The organism is Pseudomonas sp. FP2309, from assembly GCF_030687575.1.
Taxonomy (GTDB): domain Bacteria; phylum Pseudomonadota; class Gammaproteobacteria; order Pseudomonadales; family Pseudomonadaceae; genus Aquipseudomonas.
Genome location: NZ_CP117439.1, coordinates 1,240,118 through 1,261,305, shown reverse-complemented (window position 1 = coordinate 1,261,305; position 21,188 = coordinate 1,240,118). Strand labels below are relative to the sequence as shown.

At 59.2% G+C, this 21,188-nt stretch carries 20 protein-coding genes; 12 read left to right on the top strand and 8 right to left on the bottom strand.

Translation table 11 applies throughout. The annotated features are described in order from the left end of the window. Window positions 1–122: 122 nt before the first annotated feature. Window positions 123–1,217, bottom strand: coding sequence for an iron-sulfur cluster carrier protein ApbC (gene apbC, locus PSH59_RS05610; RefSeq protein ID WP_305394507.1), 1,095 nt, complete (start codon window positions 1,215–1,217; stop codon window positions 123–125). A gap of 171 nt (window positions 1,218–1,388) precedes the next feature. On the opposite strand from apbC, the gene metG reads away from it, so the two are divergent. The 4 genes from metG to PSH59_RS05590 all read left to right on the top strand — a co-directional run bounded on the left by metG (window position 1,389) and on the right by PSH59_RS05590 (window position 5,555). Next, complete coding sequence (gene metG, locus PSH59_RS05605; RefSeq protein WP_305394506.1) at window positions 1,389–3,440, top strand: methionine--tRNA ligase; 2,052 nt, start codon at window positions 1,389–1,391, stop codon at window positions 3,438–3,440. A gap of 115 nt (window positions 3,441–3,555) precedes the next feature. Next, window positions 3,556–4,518 (top strand): electron transport complex subunit RsxB, encoded by a 963-nt coding sequence (gene rsxB, locus PSH59_RS05600; RefSeq protein ID WP_305394505.1) that lies wholly within the window; start codon window positions 3,556–3,558, stop codon window positions 4,516–4,518. 111 nt (window positions 4,519–4,629) lie between these two features. Further along, complete coding sequence (nth, locus tag PSH59_RS05595) at window positions 4,630–5,268, top strand: endonuclease III (protein ID WP_248075681.1); 639 nt, start codon at window positions 4,630–4,632, stop codon at window positions 5,266–5,268. A 107-nt stretch (window positions 5,269–5,375) separates the two neighbouring features. Beyond that, window positions 5,376–5,555, top strand: a complete 180-nt coding sequence (locus PSH59_RS05590; RefSeq protein ID WP_305394504.1) for a PA3496 family putative envelope integrity protein — start codon at window positions 5,376–5,378, stop codon at window positions 5,553–5,555. Window positions 5,556–5,639: 84 nt separating this feature from the next. Here PSH59_RS05590 and PSH59_RS05585 read toward each other — a convergent pair whose 3' ends face one another. From PSH59_RS05585 to PSH59_RS05575, 3 genes are all read right to left on the bottom strand, one after another. Further along, window positions 5,640–6,272, bottom strand: coding sequence for a response regulator transcription factor (locus PSH59_RS05585; protein WP_034096139.1), 633 nt, complete (start codon window positions 6,270–6,272; stop codon window positions 5,640–5,642). Between the two features lie 609 nt (window positions 6,273–6,881). Further along, window positions 6,882–8,099 carry an argininosuccinate synthase gene (locus PSH59_RS05580; protein WP_012722490.1) on the bottom strand — a complete coding sequence of 406 codons (1,218 nt, stop codon included), beginning with the start codon at window positions 8,097–8,099 and terminating at the stop codon, window positions 6,882–6,884. Between the two features lie 141 nt (window positions 8,100–8,240). Next, window positions 8,241–9,149 carry an OmpA family protein gene (locus PSH59_RS05575; protein ID WP_248075678.1) on the bottom strand — a complete coding sequence of 303 codons (909 nt, stop codon included), beginning with the start codon at window positions 9,147–9,149 and terminating at the stop codon, window positions 8,241–8,243. Between the two features lie 156 nt (window positions 9,150–9,305). On the opposite strand from PSH59_RS05575, the gene pyrC reads away from it, so the two are divergent. Further along, the gene (pyrC, locus tag PSH59_RS05570) at window positions 9,306–10,352 is read left to right on the top strand and encodes a dihydroorotase (RefSeq protein WP_305394503.1); all 1,047 of its coding nucleotides are present in this window, start codon (window positions 9,306–9,308) and stop codon (window positions 10,350–10,352) included. Further along, the gene (gene rnt / locus PSH59_RS05565) at window positions 10,349–11,020 is read left to right on the top strand and encodes a ribonuclease T (protein ID WP_135287645.1); all 672 of its coding nucleotides are present in this window, start codon (window positions 10,349–10,351) and stop codon (window positions 11,018–11,020) included. Before pyrC ends, rnt begins: the two co-directional genes overlap by 4 nt. Window positions 11,021–11,121: 101 nt before the next feature. Here rnt and PSH59_RS05560 read toward each other — a convergent pair whose 3' ends face one another. After that, window positions 11,122–11,724, bottom strand: coding sequence for a peroxiredoxin (locus tag PSH59_RS05560; protein ID WP_003172097.1), 603 nt, complete (start codon window positions 11,722–11,724; stop codon window positions 11,122–11,124). A gap of 244 nt (window positions 11,725–11,968) precedes the next feature. On the opposite strand from PSH59_RS05560, the gene PSH59_RS05555 reads away from it, so the two are divergent. Then, window positions 11,969–12,187: a bacterioferritin-associated ferredoxin gene (locus tag PSH59_RS05555; RefSeq protein ID WP_078047118.1), complete on the top strand. Its 219-nt coding sequence runs from the start codon at window positions 11,969–11,971 to the stop codon at window positions 12,185–12,187. A 201-nt stretch (window positions 12,188–12,388) separates the two neighbouring features. Next, window positions 12,389–12,859, top strand: a complete 471-nt coding sequence (gene bfr, locus PSH59_RS05550) for a bacterioferritin (protein ID WP_017526353.1) — start codon at window positions 12,389–12,391, stop codon at window positions 12,857–12,859. Between the two features lie 69 nt (window positions 12,860–12,928). Here the strand turns inward: bfr and grxD are convergent, their stop codons facing one another. Then, window positions 12,929–13,267, bottom strand: a complete 339-nt coding sequence (gene grxD, locus PSH59_RS05545) for a Grx4 family monothiol glutaredoxin (RefSeq protein WP_248075676.1) — start codon at window positions 13,265–13,267, stop codon at window positions 12,929–12,931. 86 nt (window positions 13,268–13,353) lie between these two features. Further along, the gene (locus tag PSH59_RS05540) at window positions 13,354–15,462 is read right to left on the bottom strand and encodes a molybdopterin oxidoreductase family protein (RefSeq protein ID WP_305394502.1); all 2,109 of its coding nucleotides are present in this window, start codon (window positions 15,460–15,462) and stop codon (window positions 13,354–13,356) included. Window positions 15,463–15,895: 433 nt separating this feature from the next. Here PSH59_RS05540 and argF point away from each other — a divergent pair, with 433 nt between their 5' ends. Both argF and PSH59_RS05530 read left to right on the top strand, forming a co-directional pair. Beyond that, the gene (gene argF / locus PSH59_RS05535) at window positions 15,896–16,816 is read left to right on the top strand and encodes an ornithine carbamoyltransferase (protein ID WP_248075674.1); all 921 of its coding nucleotides are present in this window, start codon (window positions 15,896–15,898) and stop codon (window positions 16,814–16,816) included. Then, a complete protein-coding gene (locus tag PSH59_RS05530; protein ID WP_248075673.1) occupies window positions 16,813–17,919 on the top strand; it encodes an ABC transporter ATP-binding protein in 1,107 nt (368 codons plus the stop codon). Before argF ends, PSH59_RS05530 begins: the two co-directional genes overlap by 4 nt. A 7-nt stretch (window positions 17,920–17,926) precedes the next feature. On the opposite strand, the gene ybaK is transcribed toward PSH59_RS05530, so the two are convergent. Beyond that, window positions 17,927–18,397 carry a Cys-tRNA(Pro) deacylase gene (ybaK, locus tag PSH59_RS05525; protein WP_305394501.1) on the bottom strand — a complete coding sequence of 157 codons (471 nt, stop codon included), beginning with the start codon at window positions 18,395–18,397 and terminating at the stop codon, window positions 17,927–17,929. 327 nt (window positions 18,398–18,724) lie between these two features. On the opposite strand from ybaK, the gene PSH59_RS05520 reads away from it, so the two are divergent. Continuing rightward, the gene (locus PSH59_RS05520) at window positions 18,725–19,579 is read left to right on the top strand and encodes an MIP/aquaporin family protein (RefSeq protein ID WP_248075669.1); all 855 of its coding nucleotides are present in this window, start codon (window positions 18,725–18,727) and stop codon (window positions 19,577–19,579) included. 77 nt (window positions 19,580–19,656) lie between these two features. Next, window positions 19,657–21,162 carry a glycerol kinase GlpK gene (gene glpK / locus PSH59_RS05515; RefSeq protein ID WP_248075667.1) on the top strand — a complete coding sequence of 502 codons (1,506 nt, stop codon included), beginning with the start codon at window positions 19,657–19,659 and terminating at the stop codon, window positions 21,160–21,162. Window positions 21,163–21,188: the final 26 nt, after the last annotated feature.

Here is a 21,188-nt window from a genome sequence, read left to right as displayed (position 1 = left end):
TTACGAAAAAGTAAGCCAATGCTTACACGGGCAAGTGCGTAATAGGGGAACTCACCTACATTGCCTAGCTGTCGGGCGCAAAAAAGCCCCGACACATCGAGGCTTTTTTACCGCCACTCGCTTTAATCGTCGCTGACGGTAATCGTCGGCATCGCTGGCGCAGCGGCTTCCTGCAGCATAATTCGCGCGCCCACATGGCGGGCCAGTTCCTGATAGATCATGGCGATCTGGCTGTCGGGCTCAGCTATGACCGTTGGCTTACCGCCATCAGCCTGTTCACGAATCAGCATCGACAGCGGCAGTGAGGCCAACAATTCAACACCGTACTGGGTGGCCAGTTTCTCACCGCCGCCTTCACCAAACAGATGTTCGGCATGGCCGCAGTTGGAACAGATGTGCACCGCCATGTTTTCCACGACGCCGAGCACTGGGATGTTGACCTTGCGGAACATCTCGATGCCTTTTTTCGCGTCGAGCAGCGCCAGATCCTGCGGGGTGGTCACGATCACGGAACCAGCCACCGGGACTTTCTGTGCCAGGGTCAGTTGGATATCACCGGTGCCTGGCGGCATGTCGATCACCAGGTAATCCAGATCGCCCCAGGCCGTCTGGGTGACCAACTGCAGCAAGGCGCCGGAGACCATTGGCCCGCGCCAGACCATGGGCGTATTGTCATCCGTCAGGAACGCCATGGACATCACTTCTACACCCAGCGACTCGATGGGCACGAACCACTTCTGGTCCTTGACCTTCGGTCGCGTGCCTTCGGCGATGCCGAACATCACGCCTTGGCTGGGCCCATAGATATCGGCGTCGAGAATACCCACACGCGCACCTTCACGGGCCAGGGCCAGCGCCAGATTGGCCGCCGTGGTGGATTTACCCACGCCGCCCTTGCCGGAAGCTACGGCCACGACATTCTTGACGTTGGCCAGCCCTGGGATCTGCGCCTGGGCCTTGTGCGATGCGATCACGCAATGGATGTCGACCTTGGCAGAGCGCACGCCGTCCAGGCCTTCAATGGCCATTTGCAGCATCTGCGCCCAGCCGTTCTTGAACAGACCGGCGGCGTACCCCAGTTCCAACTGCACCGACACCTGATCACCCTGGACCTCGATGGCACGCACGCAGCCGGCACTGACCGGATCCTGGTTCAAATAGGGGTCGGTGTACTGGCGAAGAACGGCTTCCACCGCTGCGCGATTCACGGCGCTCATGGGCTACTCCCGAAAAAGACTGACTGAAACAGGCGGCTATCCTACCCGTTCCAGCCGCCGAGCGGCATGCTTTTGCAGGTTGGGAGGTTGCTGAAGCGGCGCCACGGGGTGAAATAAATTTCCCGGCGCTTTATAGTGGCCGACCTCCGTTTCATCAAGTAGCCGAGCCCCATGTCCGAGCCACGCAAGATCCTCGTCACCAGCGCCCTGCCCTATGCCAATGGTTCCATCCATCTTGGCCATATGCTTGAGTACATCCAGACCGATATGTGGGTGCGCTTCCAGAAGCATCGCGGCAACCAGTGCATTTATGTCTGCGCGGACGACGCCCACGGATCGGCCATCATGCTGCGCGCAGAAAAGGAAGGCATCACCCCGGAACAACTGATCGCCAACGTGCAGGCTGAACACAGCGCCGACTTTGCCGAGTTCCTGGTGGACTTCGACAATTTCCACTCCACTCACGCCGAAGAAAACCGTGAGCTGTCGAGCCAGATCTACCTCAAGCTGCGAGACGCCGGGCACATTGCCCAGCGCTCGATCACGCAGTATTTCGACCCGGAAAAGAAAATGTTCCTGGCCGACCGCTTCATCAAGGGCACCTGCCCGAAATGCGGCACCGAAGACCAATACGGCGACAATTGCGAAAAATGCGGTGCGACTTACGCGCCGACAGACCTGAAGGATCCGAAGTCGGCGATTTCCGGTGCCACCCCGGTGCTCAAGGATTCCCAGCACTTCTTCTTCAAACTCCCGGATTTCCAGCAGATGCTGCAAACCTGGACCCGCAGCGGCACCCTGCAGGACGCCGTCGCCAACAAGATCGCCGAATGGCTGGACGCCGGCCTGCAACAGTGGGACATTTCCCGCGATGCGCCGTACTTTGGCTTCGAGATCCCGGGCGAGCCAGGCAAGTACTTCTACGTGTGGCTGGACGCGCCAATCGGCTATATGGCCAGCTTCAAGAACCTGTGCGACCGTACCCCGGAGCTGGACTTCGACGCGTTCTGGGGCAAGGATTCCACCGCCGAGCTGTACCACTTCATCGGCAAGGACATCGTCAACTTTCACGCGCTGTTCTGGCCCGCCATGCTCGAAGGCTCGGGCTACCGCAAGCCGACCGGCATCAACGTGCACGGCTACCTGACGGTCAACGGCCAGAAGATGTCCAAGTCCCGTGGCACCTTTATCAAGGCGCGCACCTACCTGGACCACCTGTCGCCGGAATACCTGCGTTACTACTACGCGTCCAAGCTGGGCCGCGGCGTCGACGACCTGGACCTGAACCTGGAAGACTTCGTACAGAAGGTCAACTCGGACCTCGTGGGTAAAGTCGTCAACATTGCCAGCCGTTGTGCCGGGTTCATCCACAAGGGCAACGCCGGTGTGCTGGTCGCTGAAAACGCCGCGCCGGAGCTGACTGACGCGTTCCTGGCCGCCGCGCCAAGCATCGCCGACGCCTACGAAGCGCGCGACTTCGCCCGCGCCATGCGCGAGATCATGGGCCTGGCCGATCGCGCCAACGCCTGGATCGCCGACAAGGCGCCGTGGTCACTGAACAAGCAGGAAGGCAAGCAGGCCGAGGTTCAGGCGATCTGCGCCACCGGCGTCAACCTGTTCCGCCAGTTGGTGATCTTCCTCAAGCCAGTGCTGCCTTTGCTGGCCGCCGACGCCGAGGCGTTCCTCAATGTCGCGCCGCTGACTTGGAACGACCACACCACGTTGCTCAGCAACCATCAGTTGAACGAGTTCAAACCGTTGATGACCCGTATCGACCCGGTCAAAGTCCAGGCGATGACCGACGCTTCGAAAGAAGACCTGGCCGCCAGCCAGACGGACACCGGCGAGTCAGCGCCTGCCGGCAATGGCGAACTGGCGAAGGACCCGCTCTCCCCGGAAATCGAGTTCGACGCCTTCGCGGCCGTGGACCTGCGTGTGGCACTGATCGTCAAGGCAGAAGCCGTGGAGGGTGCGGACAAGCTGCTGCGCCTGACGCTGGATATCGGCGACGAGCAACGTAACGTGTTCTCGGGAATCAAGAGCGCTTACCCGGACCCGTCCAAACTCGACGGCCGCCTGACCATGATGATCGCCAACCTCAAGCCACGGAAAATGAAGTTTGGTATTTCCGAAGGCATGGTGATGGCGGCCGGTCCTGGCGGAGAAGAGATCTACCTGTTGAGCCCGGACAGTGGCGCCAAGCCGGGTCAGCGCATCAAGTAAACCCTGCAAAGGCAGCCCTGCCGCCTCGGCGACAGGGCTTTTGCGCTAGTACCCCTCTCGTGCTTGCCGGATAATCGGGTCCTGTTTGTTTAACCGGCGTGCCAATGATCACCCCATGAATCTGATTCAACGTATCGACGCGCTATTGCCGCAAACCCAATGCGGTAAATGCGGGCATCCGGGCTGCAAGCCATACGCCGAGGGTATTGCCCAGGGCGAGGCGATCAACAAGTGCCCGCCGGGCGGACAGGAGACCATCAGCGGATTGTCGCAGCTGCTGGGTGTGCCAGTACTGAAGCTGGACACGACCCGAGGCGAGGCGCCCGCACAGGTGGCGTATATCCGTGAGGCTGAATGTATCGGCTGCACAAAGTGCATCCAGGCGTGCCCTGTGGATGCCATCCTCGGCGCGGCAAAGTGGATGCACACGGTGATTACCGACGAATGCACGGGCTGCGACCTGTGTGTCGCGCCCTGCCCTGTGGATTGCATCGAGATGCGCCCGCCCGTGACAGTGCTGCCAATTGTGGGAGGCTTGGCGGTGAGCGACGAGCAGCGCCGCGAGCGCGAGGTTAAGCGCAACCGGGCAAGACGGCGCTTTGAGCAACGTAACGCGCGCTTGCAGCGAGAAGAACAACACACATTGGCTGAGCGTATCGCCAGGGCCAAGCGTTCGCCTGCACAGGCGCCCGTTCAACTCGACGAGGCACAGGCGGCCAGGGAGACGGCGGTCAAAAAAGCCAAGATCAACGTCGCAATGAGCCGCGCCCAGTTACTCAAGTCTCTGAAGGCCTTTGGTCATCCGCCGACCTTTGAGCAACAGTCGCAGTTGATCGCGCTGCAACAACAGTTCGAAGCATCGGAACAGTCCCTGGCCATCATTGAGGCGAGCAGCACATCGGCAGCGCCCCTACCGCCCCGTAACAACGCCGACCTGAAACGCGCCAAGGTCCAACTGGCGATGCGTCGGGCTGAGTTGAAGCAGGCCAGAGATCAACATGCAGCGCCCCAACAGTTGGCCGATGCGCAACAGCGCTTGGATGAAGCGCAGCGCCAGGTAGATGCCCATGACACCTGACCCGAAGCGACGTCTGACGAGCCTGCTGCTGGTGTGTCTGGGCCCTTCAGGCCTGAGCCGCCCCCCTCTATTCAAGTCTACGTTGACTGCCCGCAAGGAGCATTGCGCCCCATGAACGCCGCCAAACGCCTGGAAATTTTCCGCCGGTTTCACGAGGACAACCCCGAGCCCAAAACCGAACTGGCCTATTCATCGCCGTTCGAGTTGCTGATTGCGGTGATTCTGTCTGCCCAGTCCACAGACGTCGGCGTCAACAAGGCCACGGCCAAGCTCTATCCCGTGGCCAATACACCGGAGGCGATCTATGCCTTGGGTGTCGGCGGATTGTCGGAATACATCAAGACGATCGGCCTGTACAACAGCAAGGCCAAAAATGTCATCGAGACCTGCCGCCTGCTGATAGAGCAGCACGGCAGCGAAGTGCCACAGACACGAGAGGCACTGGAAGCACTCCCCGGTGTGGGTCGAAAAACCGCCAACGTGGTGCTGAACACTGCGTTTCGGCAGCTGACCATGGCGGTGGACACGCATATTTTCCGGGTCAGTAACCGCACCGGCATTGCCCGTGGCAAAAACGTGGTGGAGGTGGAAAAGCAACTGATGAAGTTCGTTCCCAAGCCCTACCTGCTCGACTCCCACCACTGGCTGATCCTGCATGGGCGCTATGTTTGCCAGGCCCGCAAGCCACGTTGCGGCAGCTGCCGCATCGAAGACCTGTGCGAATACAAGGAAAAAACGTCCGACGATTGAGCGCCCATTGGTTTTCTCGATCCGTCGATTGAAAAAATCTTTTTTACCCGTTCATGGATTATCGTTATAAGGAGCGCCAACGGCAGTCTTAGCCTGGAGTGAACCTTATGAGCACTGGCAAAGAACAATTGGAACTGGACGATGAACTCGCTCAGTCGGATGACGATGGGGCTGAAGCACCCCCAGAAGTGGCCAAGACCAATCTGAGCAAACGCCGCACCATCGACAATCTTCTGGAAGAGCGACGCTTGCAGAAACAACTGGCCGATTACGACTTCGACCTCTGAACAAGCGGCTGCAGACCGGAAGCCTCCCTGACGGAGGCTTTTTGCTACCAGTTACCTTTGCTACACGCGGTGTTGCATCCGCTTCTAGACCAAGCCGTTGCGTTGAGCCAATTCGATCAGGTCCACCAAGGAGCGAGCATTGAGCTTTAGCAGCAAGCGGGTCTTGTAGGTACTGACCGTCTTGTTGCTGAGAAACATGCCGTCGGCGATCTCCTTGTTGGTCTTACCCCGCGCCAATTGCTGCAACACCATCATCTCGCGGCCCGAGAGGCGCTCGACCATATCGGCCTCGCTGGCATTGCCCATGGTCGAACGCACCGAATTGAGCGCTTGATTGGGGAAATAGCTGTAGCCCGACAGGACAGCCTTGATCGCACTCAGCAGTTCGGTCAGGTCCTGCTGCTTGCATACGTAGCCCGCAGCCCCAGCCTGCATGCATCGCATGGAAAAATGGCCAGGCGCCTGGGACGTCAACACCAGCACCTTGAACGGCGCAGGCTGCTTGGTTGAAGACAACCGGCAAATGACTTCCAGGCCATCAAGTTTTGGAATCCCAATATCCAATATCACAATGTCCGGCATATGCTCCCGTGCAAGTTGCAACGCGTCCACACCGTTATCGGTCTCGGCAACGACCTCATAACCATGACGCTCCATTAGCATACGCACAGCAAGACGAATGACGGGATGATCATCCACGATCAGCACTTTATTCATGAGAAAGTCCAATTTCGCTGTTCGAATTATTTAGAGCAAACACAATAGCCTAGTCGTTTCCTAGTTGGCATAGCGCTCCCCCCCGAGCAACAGCAAGCAGAGACGCAACCTACACGGATAAAAGAATTACCCTACAAAAAAACGCCAGTTCAGATGTGTCCAGTTTTATGGAGCCCTTCAGATCTTTCCGGAGGCTTACATATTTTGTTAGAAATATCCGGGCACCCAAGGGCTGTTGGCAAGCGCATCCTAGGACGCTTTCAGGAAAAGCCTCTTGCGGGATGCATTAACTGGCCGGCTTGAATAAAAAATACGCGTGCATTTCAGTTCCCTTTAACATTTTTATTTACGTCCTTATTTCCTACAGAGTTTTCGAGGAAGAGTTGCTCACTTCAATATAGTGAGTGAATCATCTGTAAGACTAGTTCCTACACAGGTGTAAAAATTCATTCCACCACTAGGACTTGGTCGGGATAACCACGACCAATAAACGAACGCACCAGACAGTTTAAATTTAATTAAACGACGCTAAACAACACGTAAGCATTCAAGATATTCAGACAAAAAAAATGGCCCCGAAAGGGGCCATTTTTCTCAACGGGGCAACACTCAGAACAATGAGCGACCTTTGTTGGCAGCGATGCGCATGCGCAGTGCATTCAACTTGATAAAGCCGGCCGCGTCTGCCTGGTTGTAAGCGCCGCCATCTTCTTCGAAGGTGGCGATGTTGGCATCGAACAAAGAGTCATCGGACTTGCGACCGGTGACGATCACATTGCCCTTGTACAGCTTGAGGCGCACAACGCCGTTCACGTGAGCCTGGGAGGCGTCGATCATCTGTTGCAGCATCAGACGCTCAGGGCTCCACCAGTAGCCGGTGTAGATCAGGCTGGCGTACTTGGGCATCAACTCGTCTTTGAGGTGAGCCACTTCACGGTCCAGGGTAATGGACTCGATGGCACGGTGAGCGCGCAGCATGATGGTGCCGCCTGGAGTTTCGTAGCAGCCACGGGACTTCATGCCCACGTAACGGTTCTCGACGATGTCGAGACGGCCGATGCCGTGTTCGCCGCCAATACGGTTCAGGGTCGCCAACACGGTGGCCGGGGTCATTTCGACGCCATCCAGCGCGACGATGTCGCCGTTGCGGTAGGTCAGTTCCAGGTACTGTGGCTTGTCTGGCGCGTTCTCCGGGGAGACGGTCCATTTCCACATGTCTTCTTCGTGCTCGGTCCAGGTGTCTTCCAGCACGCCGCCTTCATAGGAGATGTGCAGCAGGTTGGCGTCCATTGAGTACGGGGACTTCTTCTTGCCGTGACGCTCGATCGGGATCGCGTGCTTTTCAGCGTAATCCATCAGCTTCTCACGGGACAACAGGTCCCATTCACGCCAAGGAGCAATCACCTTCACGCCTGGCTTTAGGGCGTAGGCGCCCAGTTCGAAACGCACCTGGTCGTTGCCCTTGCCGGTGGCACCATGGGAAATGGCGTCCGCGCCGGTCTCGTTGGCGATTTCGATCAAGCGCTTGGCGATCAGCGGACGGGCGATGGAGGTACCCAGCAGGTATTCGCCTTCGTAGACGGTATTGGCGCGAAACATCGGGAAAACGAAATCGCGGACGAACTCTTCGCGCAGGTCGTCAATGTAGATCTCTTTCACGCCCATGGCTTGCGCCTTGGCACGTGCAGGTTCGACCTCTTCGCCCTGACCCAGGTCAGCGGTGAAGGTCACCACTTCACAGTTATAAGTATCCTGCAGCCACTTGAGGATCACCGAAGTGTCCAGGCCGCCGGAATACGCGAGAACGACCTTGTTTACGTCGGCCATGCCATCACTCCACGGGGTTGTACGGAAAGGCGTCGATTCTACCGACCAAAACCGCGGATTTACAGGGGCGCGACAGCAAATGAAGATAAAGCGACAGATTATGTCGAGCGAGCGACCGATGGCCGCCCGTTACGGCTGGCTTTACGAAGTGTGCGCCGGATTGCTCGGGCCGCTGGCCTGGGGCGCTGGCTTCTCTGGGGTTACCACCCGCTCAAGCTGAACGTTCACGCGACGGTTGCGGGCTCGGTTGGCGGCATTGGTGTTGGGCGCCAGCGGGTAGCTTTCGCCATGGAAGCGCAGGGAGATCTGGGATTCCGGCACACCATTGGCCTTGAAATAATCCATGACCGCTAACGCGCGGCGACGCGAGACATCGCGGTTGCTCAGGCGGTTACCGCTGTTGTCCGAGTGACCGTTGAGCTCGATGTGGTTAACCGTAGGGTCAGCCTTGAGGAATTCGAGGATCACTGCCAGCTTCTGCTTGGCCGCGGCGTCCAACTCGATCCCCCCACCCGGGAAGCCGACTTCGGTTTGCTTGACCTGATCGTAATTCATCGGCAGCAGCTTGGCGGTACACAACTGATAATCGCTGTAGGCTTTGTTGAACTTCACTGGCAGCAGGCGAACTTCCGAGTATCCACCTTCACGCCCGTAATGCCGCACCGTCGGCGAGCGGCCTTCGAGCAAGCCATTGAACAGGCGCCCGGCCTGGGCCTGGGAGCTGTTGAAAAGCACGTCGCCACTGCCGGCGCGCACGGCACCGAGGTTGATATCGCCACGACCCGGCTGCCAGGGCGCGGCAGCGGCCAATAACGTGGCCGACCCAGCGCCCAGCGAACCGTTATAGGCCTTCAGGCGAAATGTCGCTTGCTCGCCGGCCCGGCGCACGAACTCCCCCGAACCGAAGTCGGTGATCGGTTGGGTCAGGCGACATTCGAACTTGTCGCCCTCTACCTTCCACTCAATGTTCTCCAGACGTGTCTGGAACGTGAGGGCCATCGCAGGCAGGCTGGCGAACACACTGAGCAGGGCTAGATAATGCTGGCGCACGGGAGGCTCCACTGGTTTCTACAACACTTCAAAGCGTCATACATCGAAAAGGCATACGAAAGGCTATCGGATGCATCCTGCAAAACTTGATAGCGAGTGCCTGCAAGAGTCTTTTCCGGTAGCATTCCCACCAGATTGACCCGCCTGGAATCCCCAATGTCCGACCGCCTGACCCTGCTGCGTCCCGACGACTGGCATATTCATCTTCGCGATGGTGCTGCGTTACCTCATACCGTGGCCGATGTAGCGCGCACGTTTGGCCGCGCCATCATCATGCCGAACCTGGTACCACCGGTGCGTGATGCTGCCCAAGCCGACGCCTATCGCCAGCGTATCCTCGCTGCCCGGCCGGCCGGCAGCCGCTTCGAACCGTTGATGGTGCTCTACCTCACCGACCGCACCCAGCCCGAAGAAATTCGCCAGGCCAAGGCCAGCGGTTTCGTGCACGCCGCCAAGCTGTACCCGGCCGGCGCGACCACCAACTCCGATTCCGGCGTGACCAGTATCGACAAGATCCTGCCCGCCATCGAAGCCATGGCGGAAGTGGGCATGCCGCTGCTGATCCACGGCGAAGTCACCCGTGGCGATGTGGACGTGTTCGATCGCGAGAAGATCTTCATCGACGAGCACATGCGCCGTGTGGTCGAGCTGTTCCCGACGCTCAAGGTGGTGTTCGAACACATCACCACAGCGGATGCCGTGCAGTTCGTCACCGAGGCTTCGGCCAATGTCGGTGCGACGATCACCGCCCATCACCTGCTCTACAACCGCAACCACATGCTGGTGGGCGGGATTCGGCCGCACTTCTACTGCCTGCCGATCCTAAAGCGCAATACCCACCAGGTCGCGCTGCTGGATGCCGCTACAAGCGGCAACCCGAAGTTCTTCCTCGGTACCGACTCGGCGCCCCACGCGCAGCACGCCAAAGAAGCCGCCTGCGGCTGCGCCGGCTGCTACACCGCGTATGCCGCCATCGAGCTGTACGCTGAAGCGTTCGAACAGCGCAACGCTCTGGACAAACTCGAAGGCTTCGCCAGCCTCAATGGCCCGCGCTTCTACGGCCTGCCGGCGAATACCGACCGCATTACCCTGGTCCGTAAAGATTGGACCGCCCCTGCCAGCCTGCCCTTCGGCGAGCTGACCGTTATCCCGCTGCGCGCCGGTGAAACACTGCGCTGGCGCCTGCTGGAGGAAAGCAAGTGAGTGAAGACCATTACGACGACGAACACGAGCACAGTGGTGGCGGCTCTCGCCACCCGATGGCCGAGCGGTTTCGCGGCTATCTGCCGGTTGTCATCGACGTAGAAACCGGTGGTTTCAACTGCGCCACCGATGCCCTGCTGGAAATCGCCGCGACCACCATCGGCATGGACGAACAGGGTTTCGTGTTCCCGGAACACACCCACTTCTTCCGCGTCGAGCCGTTCGAAGGCGCAAATATCGAAGCAGCCGCGCTGGAGTTCACCGGCATCAAGCTCGATCACCCACTGCGCATGGCAGTGAGTGAAGAGGCTGCGCTGACCGATATCTTCCGTGGTGTACGAAAGGCGTTGAAGGCCAATGGCTGCAAGCGCGCGATTCTGGTCGGGCACAACAGCAGCTTCGACCTGGGCTTCCTGAATGCCGCCGTGGCGCGCCTGGACATGAAGCGTAACCCGTTTCACCCGTTCTCCAGCTTCGACACCGCCACCCTCGCCGGTCTGGCCTACGGTCAGACAGTACTGGCCAAAGCCTGCCAGGCAGCGGGTATCGACTTCGACGGTCGTGAGGCCCATTCGGCCCGTTACGACACCGAGAAGACCGCCGAGCTGTTCTGCGGCATCGTCAATCGCTGGAAGCAGATGGGCGGCTGGGAAGACTTCGGCGACTAACCAGGACGCTGTGGTGAGCAGACTTGTTGTGGCGAACGAGCTTGCTCACCACAAAAAAAACCGGCCCTCTCAGGCCGGTTTTTTTGTACCTAGATTCCGGCTTACAGCTTGCCGGCGTTCTCGGTCAGGTAAGCCGCAACGCCTTCCGGCGAAGCGTTCATGCCTTTGTCGCCTTTCTTCCAGTTGGCCGGGCAGACTTCGCCGTGCTCTTCGTGGAACTGCAGCGCGTCGACCAGACGGATCAGCTCTTCCATGTTACGACCCAGCGGCAGATCGTTGATGATCTGCGAGCGCACAACGCCCTTGTCGTCGATCAGGAACGCGCCACGGAAGGCAACGCCACCTTCGGACTCAACGTCGTAGGCCTTGGCGATGTCGTGCTTCATGTCGGCAGCCATGGTGTATTTGACCTTGCCGATGCCGCCATCGTTGATGGCCGTGTTGCGCCATGCGTTGTGGGTGAAATGGGAGTCGATGGAGACGGCAACCACTTCAACGTTACGGGCTTTGAAATCGTCCATGCGGTGGTCCAGAGCGATCAGCTCCGAAGGGCAGACGAAGGTGAAGTCCAGCGGGTAGAAGAACACCAGGCCGTATTTGCCTTTGATGGCTTCAGACAGTTTGAAGCTGTCTACGATTTCGCCATTGCCGAGCACGGCAGGTACGTCGAAATCCGGGGCTTGTTTGCCGACGAGTACGCTCATTGGGTATCTCCTGATGCAGAGGTGACGATTGAAGTAAAAGGACCGGCCTTGAGTCTGCCGCGTTTAAGCGACAGGCCTGTGACGCAGTCACGCTTCGTGAAGACCGAACATCATACACTGAAAAAACCGTTCGTCAGCGCGAGGGCGCCGTCGGCAAATACCCTACGAATCTACTTTGACAATCATTCTCGTTAACATTAAGATCCATCGCACTTAAGCCTTAAACCCGCGACGGTTCTCCCTTATGTATGTGTGCCTGTGTACTGGCGTCACCGACGGACAAATCCGCGAAGCAATCTATGAAGGTTGCTGCAGCTACAAGGAAGTGCGTGAAACCACCGGCGTTGCCAGCCAGTGCGGTAAATGCGCCTGCCTCGCCAAGCAGGTGGTACGGGAAACCCTGACGCAGCTACAGACAGCCCAGAGCGCGCTGCCCTATTCAGCAGAATTTACACACGCTTGATATCGCATGTTTTGAAGAACCGGACCTCTCGTCCGGTTTTTTTATGCCTGTAATTCAACCAGTTAGCGCCAAGACGCGGAACACAAACATTCTTATTCCGATTAATTTTCATTTATTATTCAATAACTTAGGTTTGACACTAAGGTATTCGCCGCTCAAACTCCGCCCTATATACAGCTAATACAGGGCAGGACCCCAGTCATGAAAGGCGACATCTCAGTCATCCAGCAACTCAACAAAATCCTTGCCAATGAACTGGTCGCGATCAATCAGTACTTTCTGCATGCGCGCATGTATGACGATTGGGGCCTGGAAAAGCTCGGCAAGCGTGAATACAAAGAATCGATCAAGGCCATGAAGGACGCCGATGCGCTGATCAAGCGCATCCTGTTCCTCGAAGGTCTGCCGAACGTGCAGGACCTGGGCAAGCTGAACATCGGCGAGCACACCCAGGAAATGATCGGCAGTGACCTGGGCTTTGAGCGCAAGAGCCACAGCGACCTCAAGGCCGCCATCGCGCACTGCGAAGCCCAGGGTGATTTCGGCAGCCGCGAACTGCTCGAAGACATCCTCGAAGACCAGGAAGAGCACATCGACTGGCTCGAAACCCAACTGGGCCTGATCGACAAGGTCACCCTGGAAAACTATCTACAATCGCAGATGGGCGAATAAACCTGCACAGACAGGTACAAAAAAGCCCCGCTCTCTCAATGAGATGCGGGGCTTTTTATTGCAGGCCGATCAGGCGTCGGTTTTGGCCGCCGCGTTTGCCGCTGCGTCTTTGATCAACGACTGCAACGAACCATCAGCAGCCATTTCAGTGATGATGTCGCTACCGCCGACCAACTCGCCCGCCACCCACAGCTGTGGGAAAGTCGGCCAGTTGGCGTACTTTGGCAGGTTGGCACGGATTTCAGGGTTTTGCAGGATATCCACGTAGGCGAACTTTTCGCCGCACGCCATGACAGCCTGGGAAGCCTTCGCGGAGAAACCGCACTGAGGAGCGTTCGGAGCGCCCTTCATGTAAAGCAGAATGGTGTTGTTGGCAATCTGCTCTTTGATCGTTTCGATGATATCCATGGAACACCTCTGCAGGAACTTTGCGACTCACGGGTCGGCACGGTGGCGTATTGTAACGCAAAATTCCCGCACGGTGCTCCGCCGCCTCAAGCAGCCGCCACGTGTACTGGCACACCATTCAATGCAGCGTTGCCCGACAATTCATCCAACTGCCGTTCGTCGGTCAGGTCATTGGCACTCGCCCCTGGCTGCCCGCTGGCAATAGCCATTTTCACACCGGGACGGCCATGTCCCCAGCCGTGGGGCAAGCTGACCACACCGGGCATCATGTCCAGGCTGGCCATCACTTCCACTTCAACGGTGCCGATACGCGAGCTCACACGCACCCGTTGGCCATCGCTCAATTTGCGGCTGAGCAGGTCGTCGGGGTGCATCAGCAACTGATGCCGAGGCTTGCCCTTCACCAGCCGGTGATAGTTATGCATCCAAGAATTATTGCTGCGCACATGGCGACGGCCGATCAGCAGCAACTCGTCCGCCTCCGGTACCGGCTGCGCCGTAAAGCGCGCCAGGTCGGCAAGAATGACTGCCGGTGCCGCCTGCACGTTGCCATCGGGCGTTTTCAAACGCGCGGCCAGGTTAGGCTGCAACGGCCCCAAATCCACACCGTGGGGATGATCCGCCAGCATCGCCACCGACAGCTTATGGCTGGACGCCTCGCCATACACACCCGCTCGCAGCCCGAAATCGATCATCTGCGCCGGCGGCATGGTTGGCTTGAGCGCCACACCCGTCTGTGCCGCGAACGCCTTTGCCAGACCGACAAAAATCTCCCAGTCGTGCAACGCACCTTCTGGCTTGGGCAATATCGCCCGATTGAAGCGCGTGACATTGCGCACTGCGAACATATTGAACGTGGTGTCGTAGTGATCGTTTTCCAGCGCCGAGGTGGAGGGCAAAATCAGATCGGCATAGCGCGTCGTCTCGTTGATGTAGAGGTCGACGCTGACCATGAACTCCAGCCCATCGAGGGCCTGCTCCAACTGGCGACCGTTGGGCGTCGACAACACGGGATTGCCCGCCACCGTGACCAACGCACGGATTTGTCCTTCGCCCTCGGTGAGCATTTCTTCAGCCAAGGCCGACACCGGTAACTCGCCGCCATACTCCGGGCGGCCGGAAACACGGCTCTGCCAGCGGTTGAAATGCCCACCTCCGGTGGACGCCACCAGGTCCACCGCCGGGGTCGTGCACAACGCGCCACCCACCCGGTCCAGATTGCCAGTGACCAGGTTGATCAACTGCACCAGCCAATGGCAGAGCGTGCCGAATGCCTGGGTCGACACGCCCATGCGCCCGTAGCACACCGCCTTGTCCGCGCCGGCAAAGTCCCGCGCCAGTTGACGAATCTGCTCGGCGGGCACCGCACACTGGCGGCTCATGGCCTCCGGGGTAAACCCGGCGATTGCACGGCGCACCTCGTCCAGCCCCTCAACCGGCAAATGACTGTCACGGGTCAGGTTTTCGGTAAACAGCGTGTTGAGCAGGCCGAACAACAATGCCGCATCCCCGCCCGGACGCACGAACACATGCTGGTCGGCAATCACTGCCGTCTCGCTGCGCCGTGGGTCGACCACCACTACCTTACCGCCACGAGCCTGGATGGCCTTGAGGCGCTTCTCCACATCCGGCACGGTCATGATGCTGCCATTGGAGGCCAGCGGATTGCCGCCCAGGATCAGCATAAAGTCGGTGTGATCGATATCGGGGATCGGCAGCAACAGGCCATGACCGTACATCAGGTGGCTGGTGAGGTGATGGGGCAACTGGTCCACCGAAGTCGCGGAAAACCGGTTGCGCGTCTTCAGTTGGCCGAGGAAGTAGTTGCTGTGGGTCATCAGCCCATAGTTGTGCACGCTGGGGTTGCCCTGGTACACCGCCACCGCATTTTGCCCATGCCGGGCCTGGATGTCCGCCAACCGCTCGGCCACCAGCGCAAACGCCTCATCCCAGGGGATCGGCTGCCATTCGGTGCCCACCCGCAGCATCGGCTGGCGCAGGCGGTCGGGGTCGTTCTGGATGTCCTGAAGCGCAACGGCCTTGGGGCAAATGTGGCCACGACTGAACGTATCCAGCGCATCGCCCTTGATCGAGGTTATCGCCAGGCTGCCGTCTTCGGCCTGCGTGGTTTCCAGGGTCAGGCCGCAGATGGCTTCACACAGATGGCATGCACGGTGGTGGAGAGTCGCTGTCATGGCCAGTCTCTTTTATAGGGCTTTGGCCGGACTATGAGCCGCACCGCGTAACCGCACCAGCATCGTTCGTTCTGTGAATCGACTGGCATCAAGCCAGACCATGGCCAAGCGTGAGCAAATGTTACAAAGCTGCGGGCCAAGTCGCTGAAACCGACACAGCCTGGCCCGGCAGCGCCTGCGCGCATTGCAAAAGGTTGCGAGGCCAGTGTACAAATGGCTCGCTGCTGCCAGGAAAACGTCTTCAAAAGCGCGTAAGCGCCCTTCTTGAACACCCCTAAAAACGTAGCCCTATTGGTAAGACGCGACATTTAATGTCAATATCGCGCCTCCCCCTATTTCGTCGCCCCGTGCGGCTTTCGCCGCAGGTCTCGCCCGTTGTCACAATAAACAAGGCTTTGAGTATCTGCGGTCTGTTGCAAAAAGGTAGTTAATGATGAGCGCAAGGCACTTTCTCTCCCTGATGGATTGCACGCCCGAAGAGCTGGTCAGCGTGATCCGTCGAGGCATTGAGCTTAAAGACCTGCGTAACCGCGGCGTACTGTTCGAGCCTTTGAAAAACCGCGTGCTCGGGATGATTTTCGAGAAGTCATCCACCCGCACCCGCCTGTCATTCGAGGCCGGCATGATCCAGCTCGGTGGTCAGGCCATCTTCCTGTCGCCGCGCGACACCCAATTGGGCCGTGGCGAGCCGATCAGCGATTGCGCCATCGTAATGTCGCGCATGCTCGATGCGGTGATGATCCGCACCTTTGCCCACAGCACCCTGACCGAATTCGCCGCCAACTCGCGCGTGCCGGTAATCAACGGCCTGTCCGATGACCTGCACCCCTGCCAGTTGCTGGCCGACATGCAAACCTTCCTCGAGCACCGTGGTTCGATCCAGGGCAAGACCGTGGCCTGGATCGGCGACGGCAACAACATGTGCAACAGCTATATAGAAGCGGCCATCCAGTTCGACTTCCACCTGCGTATCGCCTGCCCTGAAGGCTACGAGCCAAACGCCGAGTTCCTGGCCAAGGCCGACGGTCGCGTACAGCTGTTGCGCGATCCGAAGGACGCGGTGGTCGGCGCGCATCTGGTCAGCACCGACGTCTGGACCTCCATGGGCCAGGAAGACGAAACCGCCAAGCGCCTGGCCCTGTTCGCACCGTTCCAGGTCACCCGCGCCCTGCTCGACACGGCCGCGCCGGACGTGCTGTTCATGCACTGCCTGCCTGCCCACCGCGGCGAAGAAATCAGCCTCGACCTGCTCGACGACCCGCGTTCGGTTGCGTGGGACCAGGCCGAGAACCGCCTGCACGCGCAAAAGGCCTTACTCGAATTTCTCGTCGAGCCGGCGTACCACCACGCATGAGCCATCCATTGCTGCTGAACCTGCGCAATCTGGCGTGCGGTTATCAAGACCAACGGGTGGTGCAGAACCTCAATCTGCACCTCAATGCGGGCGACATCGGTTGCCTGCTCGGCTCTTCCGGTTGCGGCAAGACCACCACCCTGCGTGCCATTGCTGGCTTTGAGCCGGTACACGAAGGCGAGATCAGCCTGGCCGGCGAGGTGATCTCCAGTGCCGGTTTTACCCTGGCACCGGAGAAACGTCGTATCGGCATGGTGTTCCAGGACTACGCCCTGTTTCCCCACCTCAGCGTGGCCGACAACATTGCGTTCGGCATCCGCAAGCACCCGCAAAAGGAACGCGTGGTCGCCGAGTTGCTGGAACTGGTCAACCTGAAGAACCTGGGAAAGCGCTTCCCCCACGAGCTGTCCGGCGGCCAGCAACAACGCGTCGCCCTCGCCCGTGCCCTGGCGCCGGAACCGCAACTGCTGTTGCTGGACGAACCATTTTCCAACCTGGACGGTGAATTGCGGCGCAAGCTCAGCCATGAAGTGCGCGACATTCTCAAGGCACGCGGCACCAGTGCGATCCTGGTCACCCATGATCAGGAAGAAGCGTTCGCCGTCAGCGATCAGGTCGGTGTTTTCAAGGAAGGCAGGCTTGAACAGTGGGACACGCCGTACAACCTCTATCACGAACCGCAGACGCCCTATGTCGCCAGCTTTATCGGCCAGGGTTATTTCATTCGTGGCCAGTTGAGTTCGCCCGAGTCCGTCAGCACCGAACTGGGTGACCTGCGCGGCAATCGTGCGTACACCTGGCCCACCGGCGGCGCGGTTGATGTGCTGCTGCGCCCGGATGACATCGTGTATGCGCCGGACAGCGCGTTGAAAGCGCGGATCGTTGGCAAGACCTTCCTCGGTGCATCAACCTTGTACCGCCTGCAACTGCCGACCGGCGCACAACTGGAATCGATTTTCCCCAGCCACGCCGACCATCAGGTGGGCGCCGACGTCGGCATCCGAGTCGCCGCCGAACACCTGGTGCTGTTCCAGGCGTCAGGCAGCGTTGCAGCGCAAATCCCTAAAGCTGAATCCGGCGTTCGGCGCTACAGCCCGGTATAAACCGACATCATGCCCGGCCAATTTCTGCGAAGTTGGCCTGGGTATGTTCAGCCAGCACGCTCGCCGCCAGCTCGACTTCCAACCCCCTTCTCCCCGCACTGACAAAAATCGTCGCGAACGGCTGCGCCGTCACATCGATAAATGTGCGCAGACGCTTCTTTTGCCCCAATGGGCTGATGCCACCCAGCAAGTAACCGGTGGAGCGCTGCGCAGCCGCAGGGTCGGCCATCTCAACTTTTTTAACGCCGGCCGCATGGGCCAGTGCTTTCAAATCCAGACTTCCGACGACCGGCACAACCGCCACCAACAATTCACCTTTTTCACTGCTGGCCAGCAAGGTCTTGAACACCCGTGCCGGGTCGAGGCTCAATTTTTCCGCGGCCTCCACGCCATACGAGGCCGCTTTGGGATCGTGTTCATAACTGTGGATGCGATGTTCGGCGCGAACTTTCTTCAACAAATCCAGTGCAGGGGTCATGAAGTCTCCAGGCGGGGCAAACAGAGGGCCAATTCTAGGCCAAGCCCACGTAAAACGCTCTAGTGCGGCGATTTATCCAATTACGCCAGCTCATGCAAAGCGTGATCATTCATCAAACCAATAGTTTGAAAGTGACCAATAGTTCACTTTCGACCTTTGACAGCGGTCATTCTTGTCTATATTTTTTCGTTTCCGAATGCTGTAGGAATATGTCCACAGCATTCCAGCAGTAAGCTGTGCCTTGGATGGGGATCCAAGTCACGGTGAAAATCGCGCAACAACCCGTTGAGGTCGTGCGCCAGACAAGAACAACAATCGAGGTTTTCCATGACAACTGCTCTTCAACAGCCCTCCCTTTCGAGCCAATGCATGGCCGAGTTCCTCGGGACTGCGCTTCTGATCTTTTTCGGTACCGGATGCGTCGCTGCGCTCAAGGTCGCGGGTGCCAGCTTTGGTTTATGGGAAATCAGCATCATCTGGGGGATCGGCGTCAGCATGGCGATCTACCTGAGCGCAGGCATTTCCGGGGCGCACCTCAACCCGGCCGTCAGCATCGCGCTGTGCCTGTTCGCCGACTTCGACAAGCGCAAACTGCCGTTCTATATCCTCGCCCAGGTGGCCGGTGCCTTCTGCTCGGCCGCCCTGGTGTACACGCTCTACAGCAACCTGTTTTTCGATTACGAACAAACCCACCATCTGGTGCGCGGCACCCAAGCCAGCCTGGAGTTGGCGTCGGTGTTCTCCACGTACCCGCATGCCCTGTTGAGCACGGCCCAGGCGTTTCTGGTGGAAATGGTCATCACCGCCATACTGATGGGCGTGATCATGGCCCTGACCGATGACAACAACGGCTTGCCACGCGGCCCGTTGGCGCCCCTGCTGATCGGCCTGCTGATTGCCGTAATCGGCAGCGCCATGGGCCCATTGACCGGCTTTGCGATGAACCCGGCGCGGGATTTCGGGCCCAAGCTGATGACCTTTTTCGCTGGCTGGGGTGAAATGGCCTTTACCGGCGGCCGCGATATTCCTTACTTCCTGGTGCCGATTTTCGCGCCGATTGTGGGCGCATGCCTTGGCGCGGCGGCCTACCGCGGGCTGATAGCCCGTCACCTGCCAAGCGCCGCACCTGCTATAGATGAAACACCTGACACGGCTGTCAACGGCAACACCCGTATTTCCTGATAGCGCCGGCCTGGCCCTCCTGCCCTTTGAGGCCCAGGCTGATTCTGACTTCCTTATTTTCGTGCAAGGCAATCGACATGACCGACCTTCAGAATAAGAACTACATCATTGCTCTGGACCAAGGCACCACCAGTTCCCGGGCGATCATCTTTGATCGTGACGCCAACGTGGTGTGCACCGCCCAACGTGAATTTGCCCAGCACTACCCACAGGCTGGCTGGGTTGAACACGACCCGATGGAAATCTTCGCCACCCAAAGCGCGGTGATGGTCGAAGCCCTGGCCCAGGCCGGTCTGCACCACGACCAGGTCGCGGCCATCGGCATCACCAATCAGCGCGAAACCACCGTGGTATGGGACAAGGTCACCGGCCGCCCGATCTACAACGCTATCGTCTGGCAGTGCCGCCGCAGCACGGAGATCTGCCAGCAGCTCAAGCGCGACGGCCACGAAGCGTACATCAGCGACACCACCGGCCTGGTCACCGACCCGTACTTCTCCGGCACCAAACTCAAGTGGATCCTGGACAACGTCGAAGGCAGCCGTGAACGCGCGCGCAACGGCGAGCTGTTGTTCGGCACCGTCGACAGCTGGCTGATCTGGAAATTTACCGGCGGCAAGACCCACGTCACCGACTACACCAACGCCTCGCGCACCATGCTCTTCAACATCCACACCCTGGAGTGGGACAGCAGGATGCTGGAGATCCTCGATATCCCGCGGGAAATGTTGCCGGAAGTGAAGTCTTCTTCGGAAATCTACGGCCGCACCAAAAGCGGCATCGCCATCGGCGGCATCGCAGGTGACCAGCAAGCCGCGCTGTTCGGCCAAATGTGCGTTGAAGCCGGCCAGGCCAAGAACACCTACGGCACCGGCTGCTTCCTGCTGATGAACACCGGCGACAAAGCGGTGAAATCCAAGCACGGCATGCTCACCACCATCGCCTGCGGCCCGCGCGGCGAAGTGGCGTACGCCCTGGAAGGCGCCGTTTTCAACGGCGGCTCCACGGTGCAGTGGCTGCGTGACGAGCTGAAAATCATCAACGACGCCCATGACACCGAATATTTTGCCGGCAAGGTCAAAGACAGCAACGGCGTGTATCTGGTCCCGGCCTTCACCGGCCTGGGCGCGCCCTACTGGGACCCCTACGCCCGTGGCGCGCTGTTCGGCCTGACTCGCGGCGTACGCGTGGATCACATTATTCGCGCAGCCCTGGAGTCGATTGCCTACCAGACCCGCGACGTGCTCGACGCCATGCAGCAGGACTCCGGTGAACGCCTCAAAGCCCTGCGGGTGGACGGCGGTGCAGTGGCCAACAACTTCCTGATGCAATTCCAGGCCGACATCCTCGGCACCCAGGTGGAGCGCCCGCAAATGCGCGAAACCACGGCACTCGGCGCTGCCTACCTGGCCGGGCTGGCCTGCGGCTTCTGGGGCAGCCTGGATGAATTGCGTGGCAAGGCGGTGATCGAGCGCGAATTCGAACCTCAACTTGATGAAGCGGCCAAAGAAAAACTCTACGCTGGCTGGCAAAAAGCGGTCAGCCGCACCCGCGATTGGGAGCCCCACGAAGGCGCCGAATAAGCCATGCGCAGGACCTGCTTAGGGTT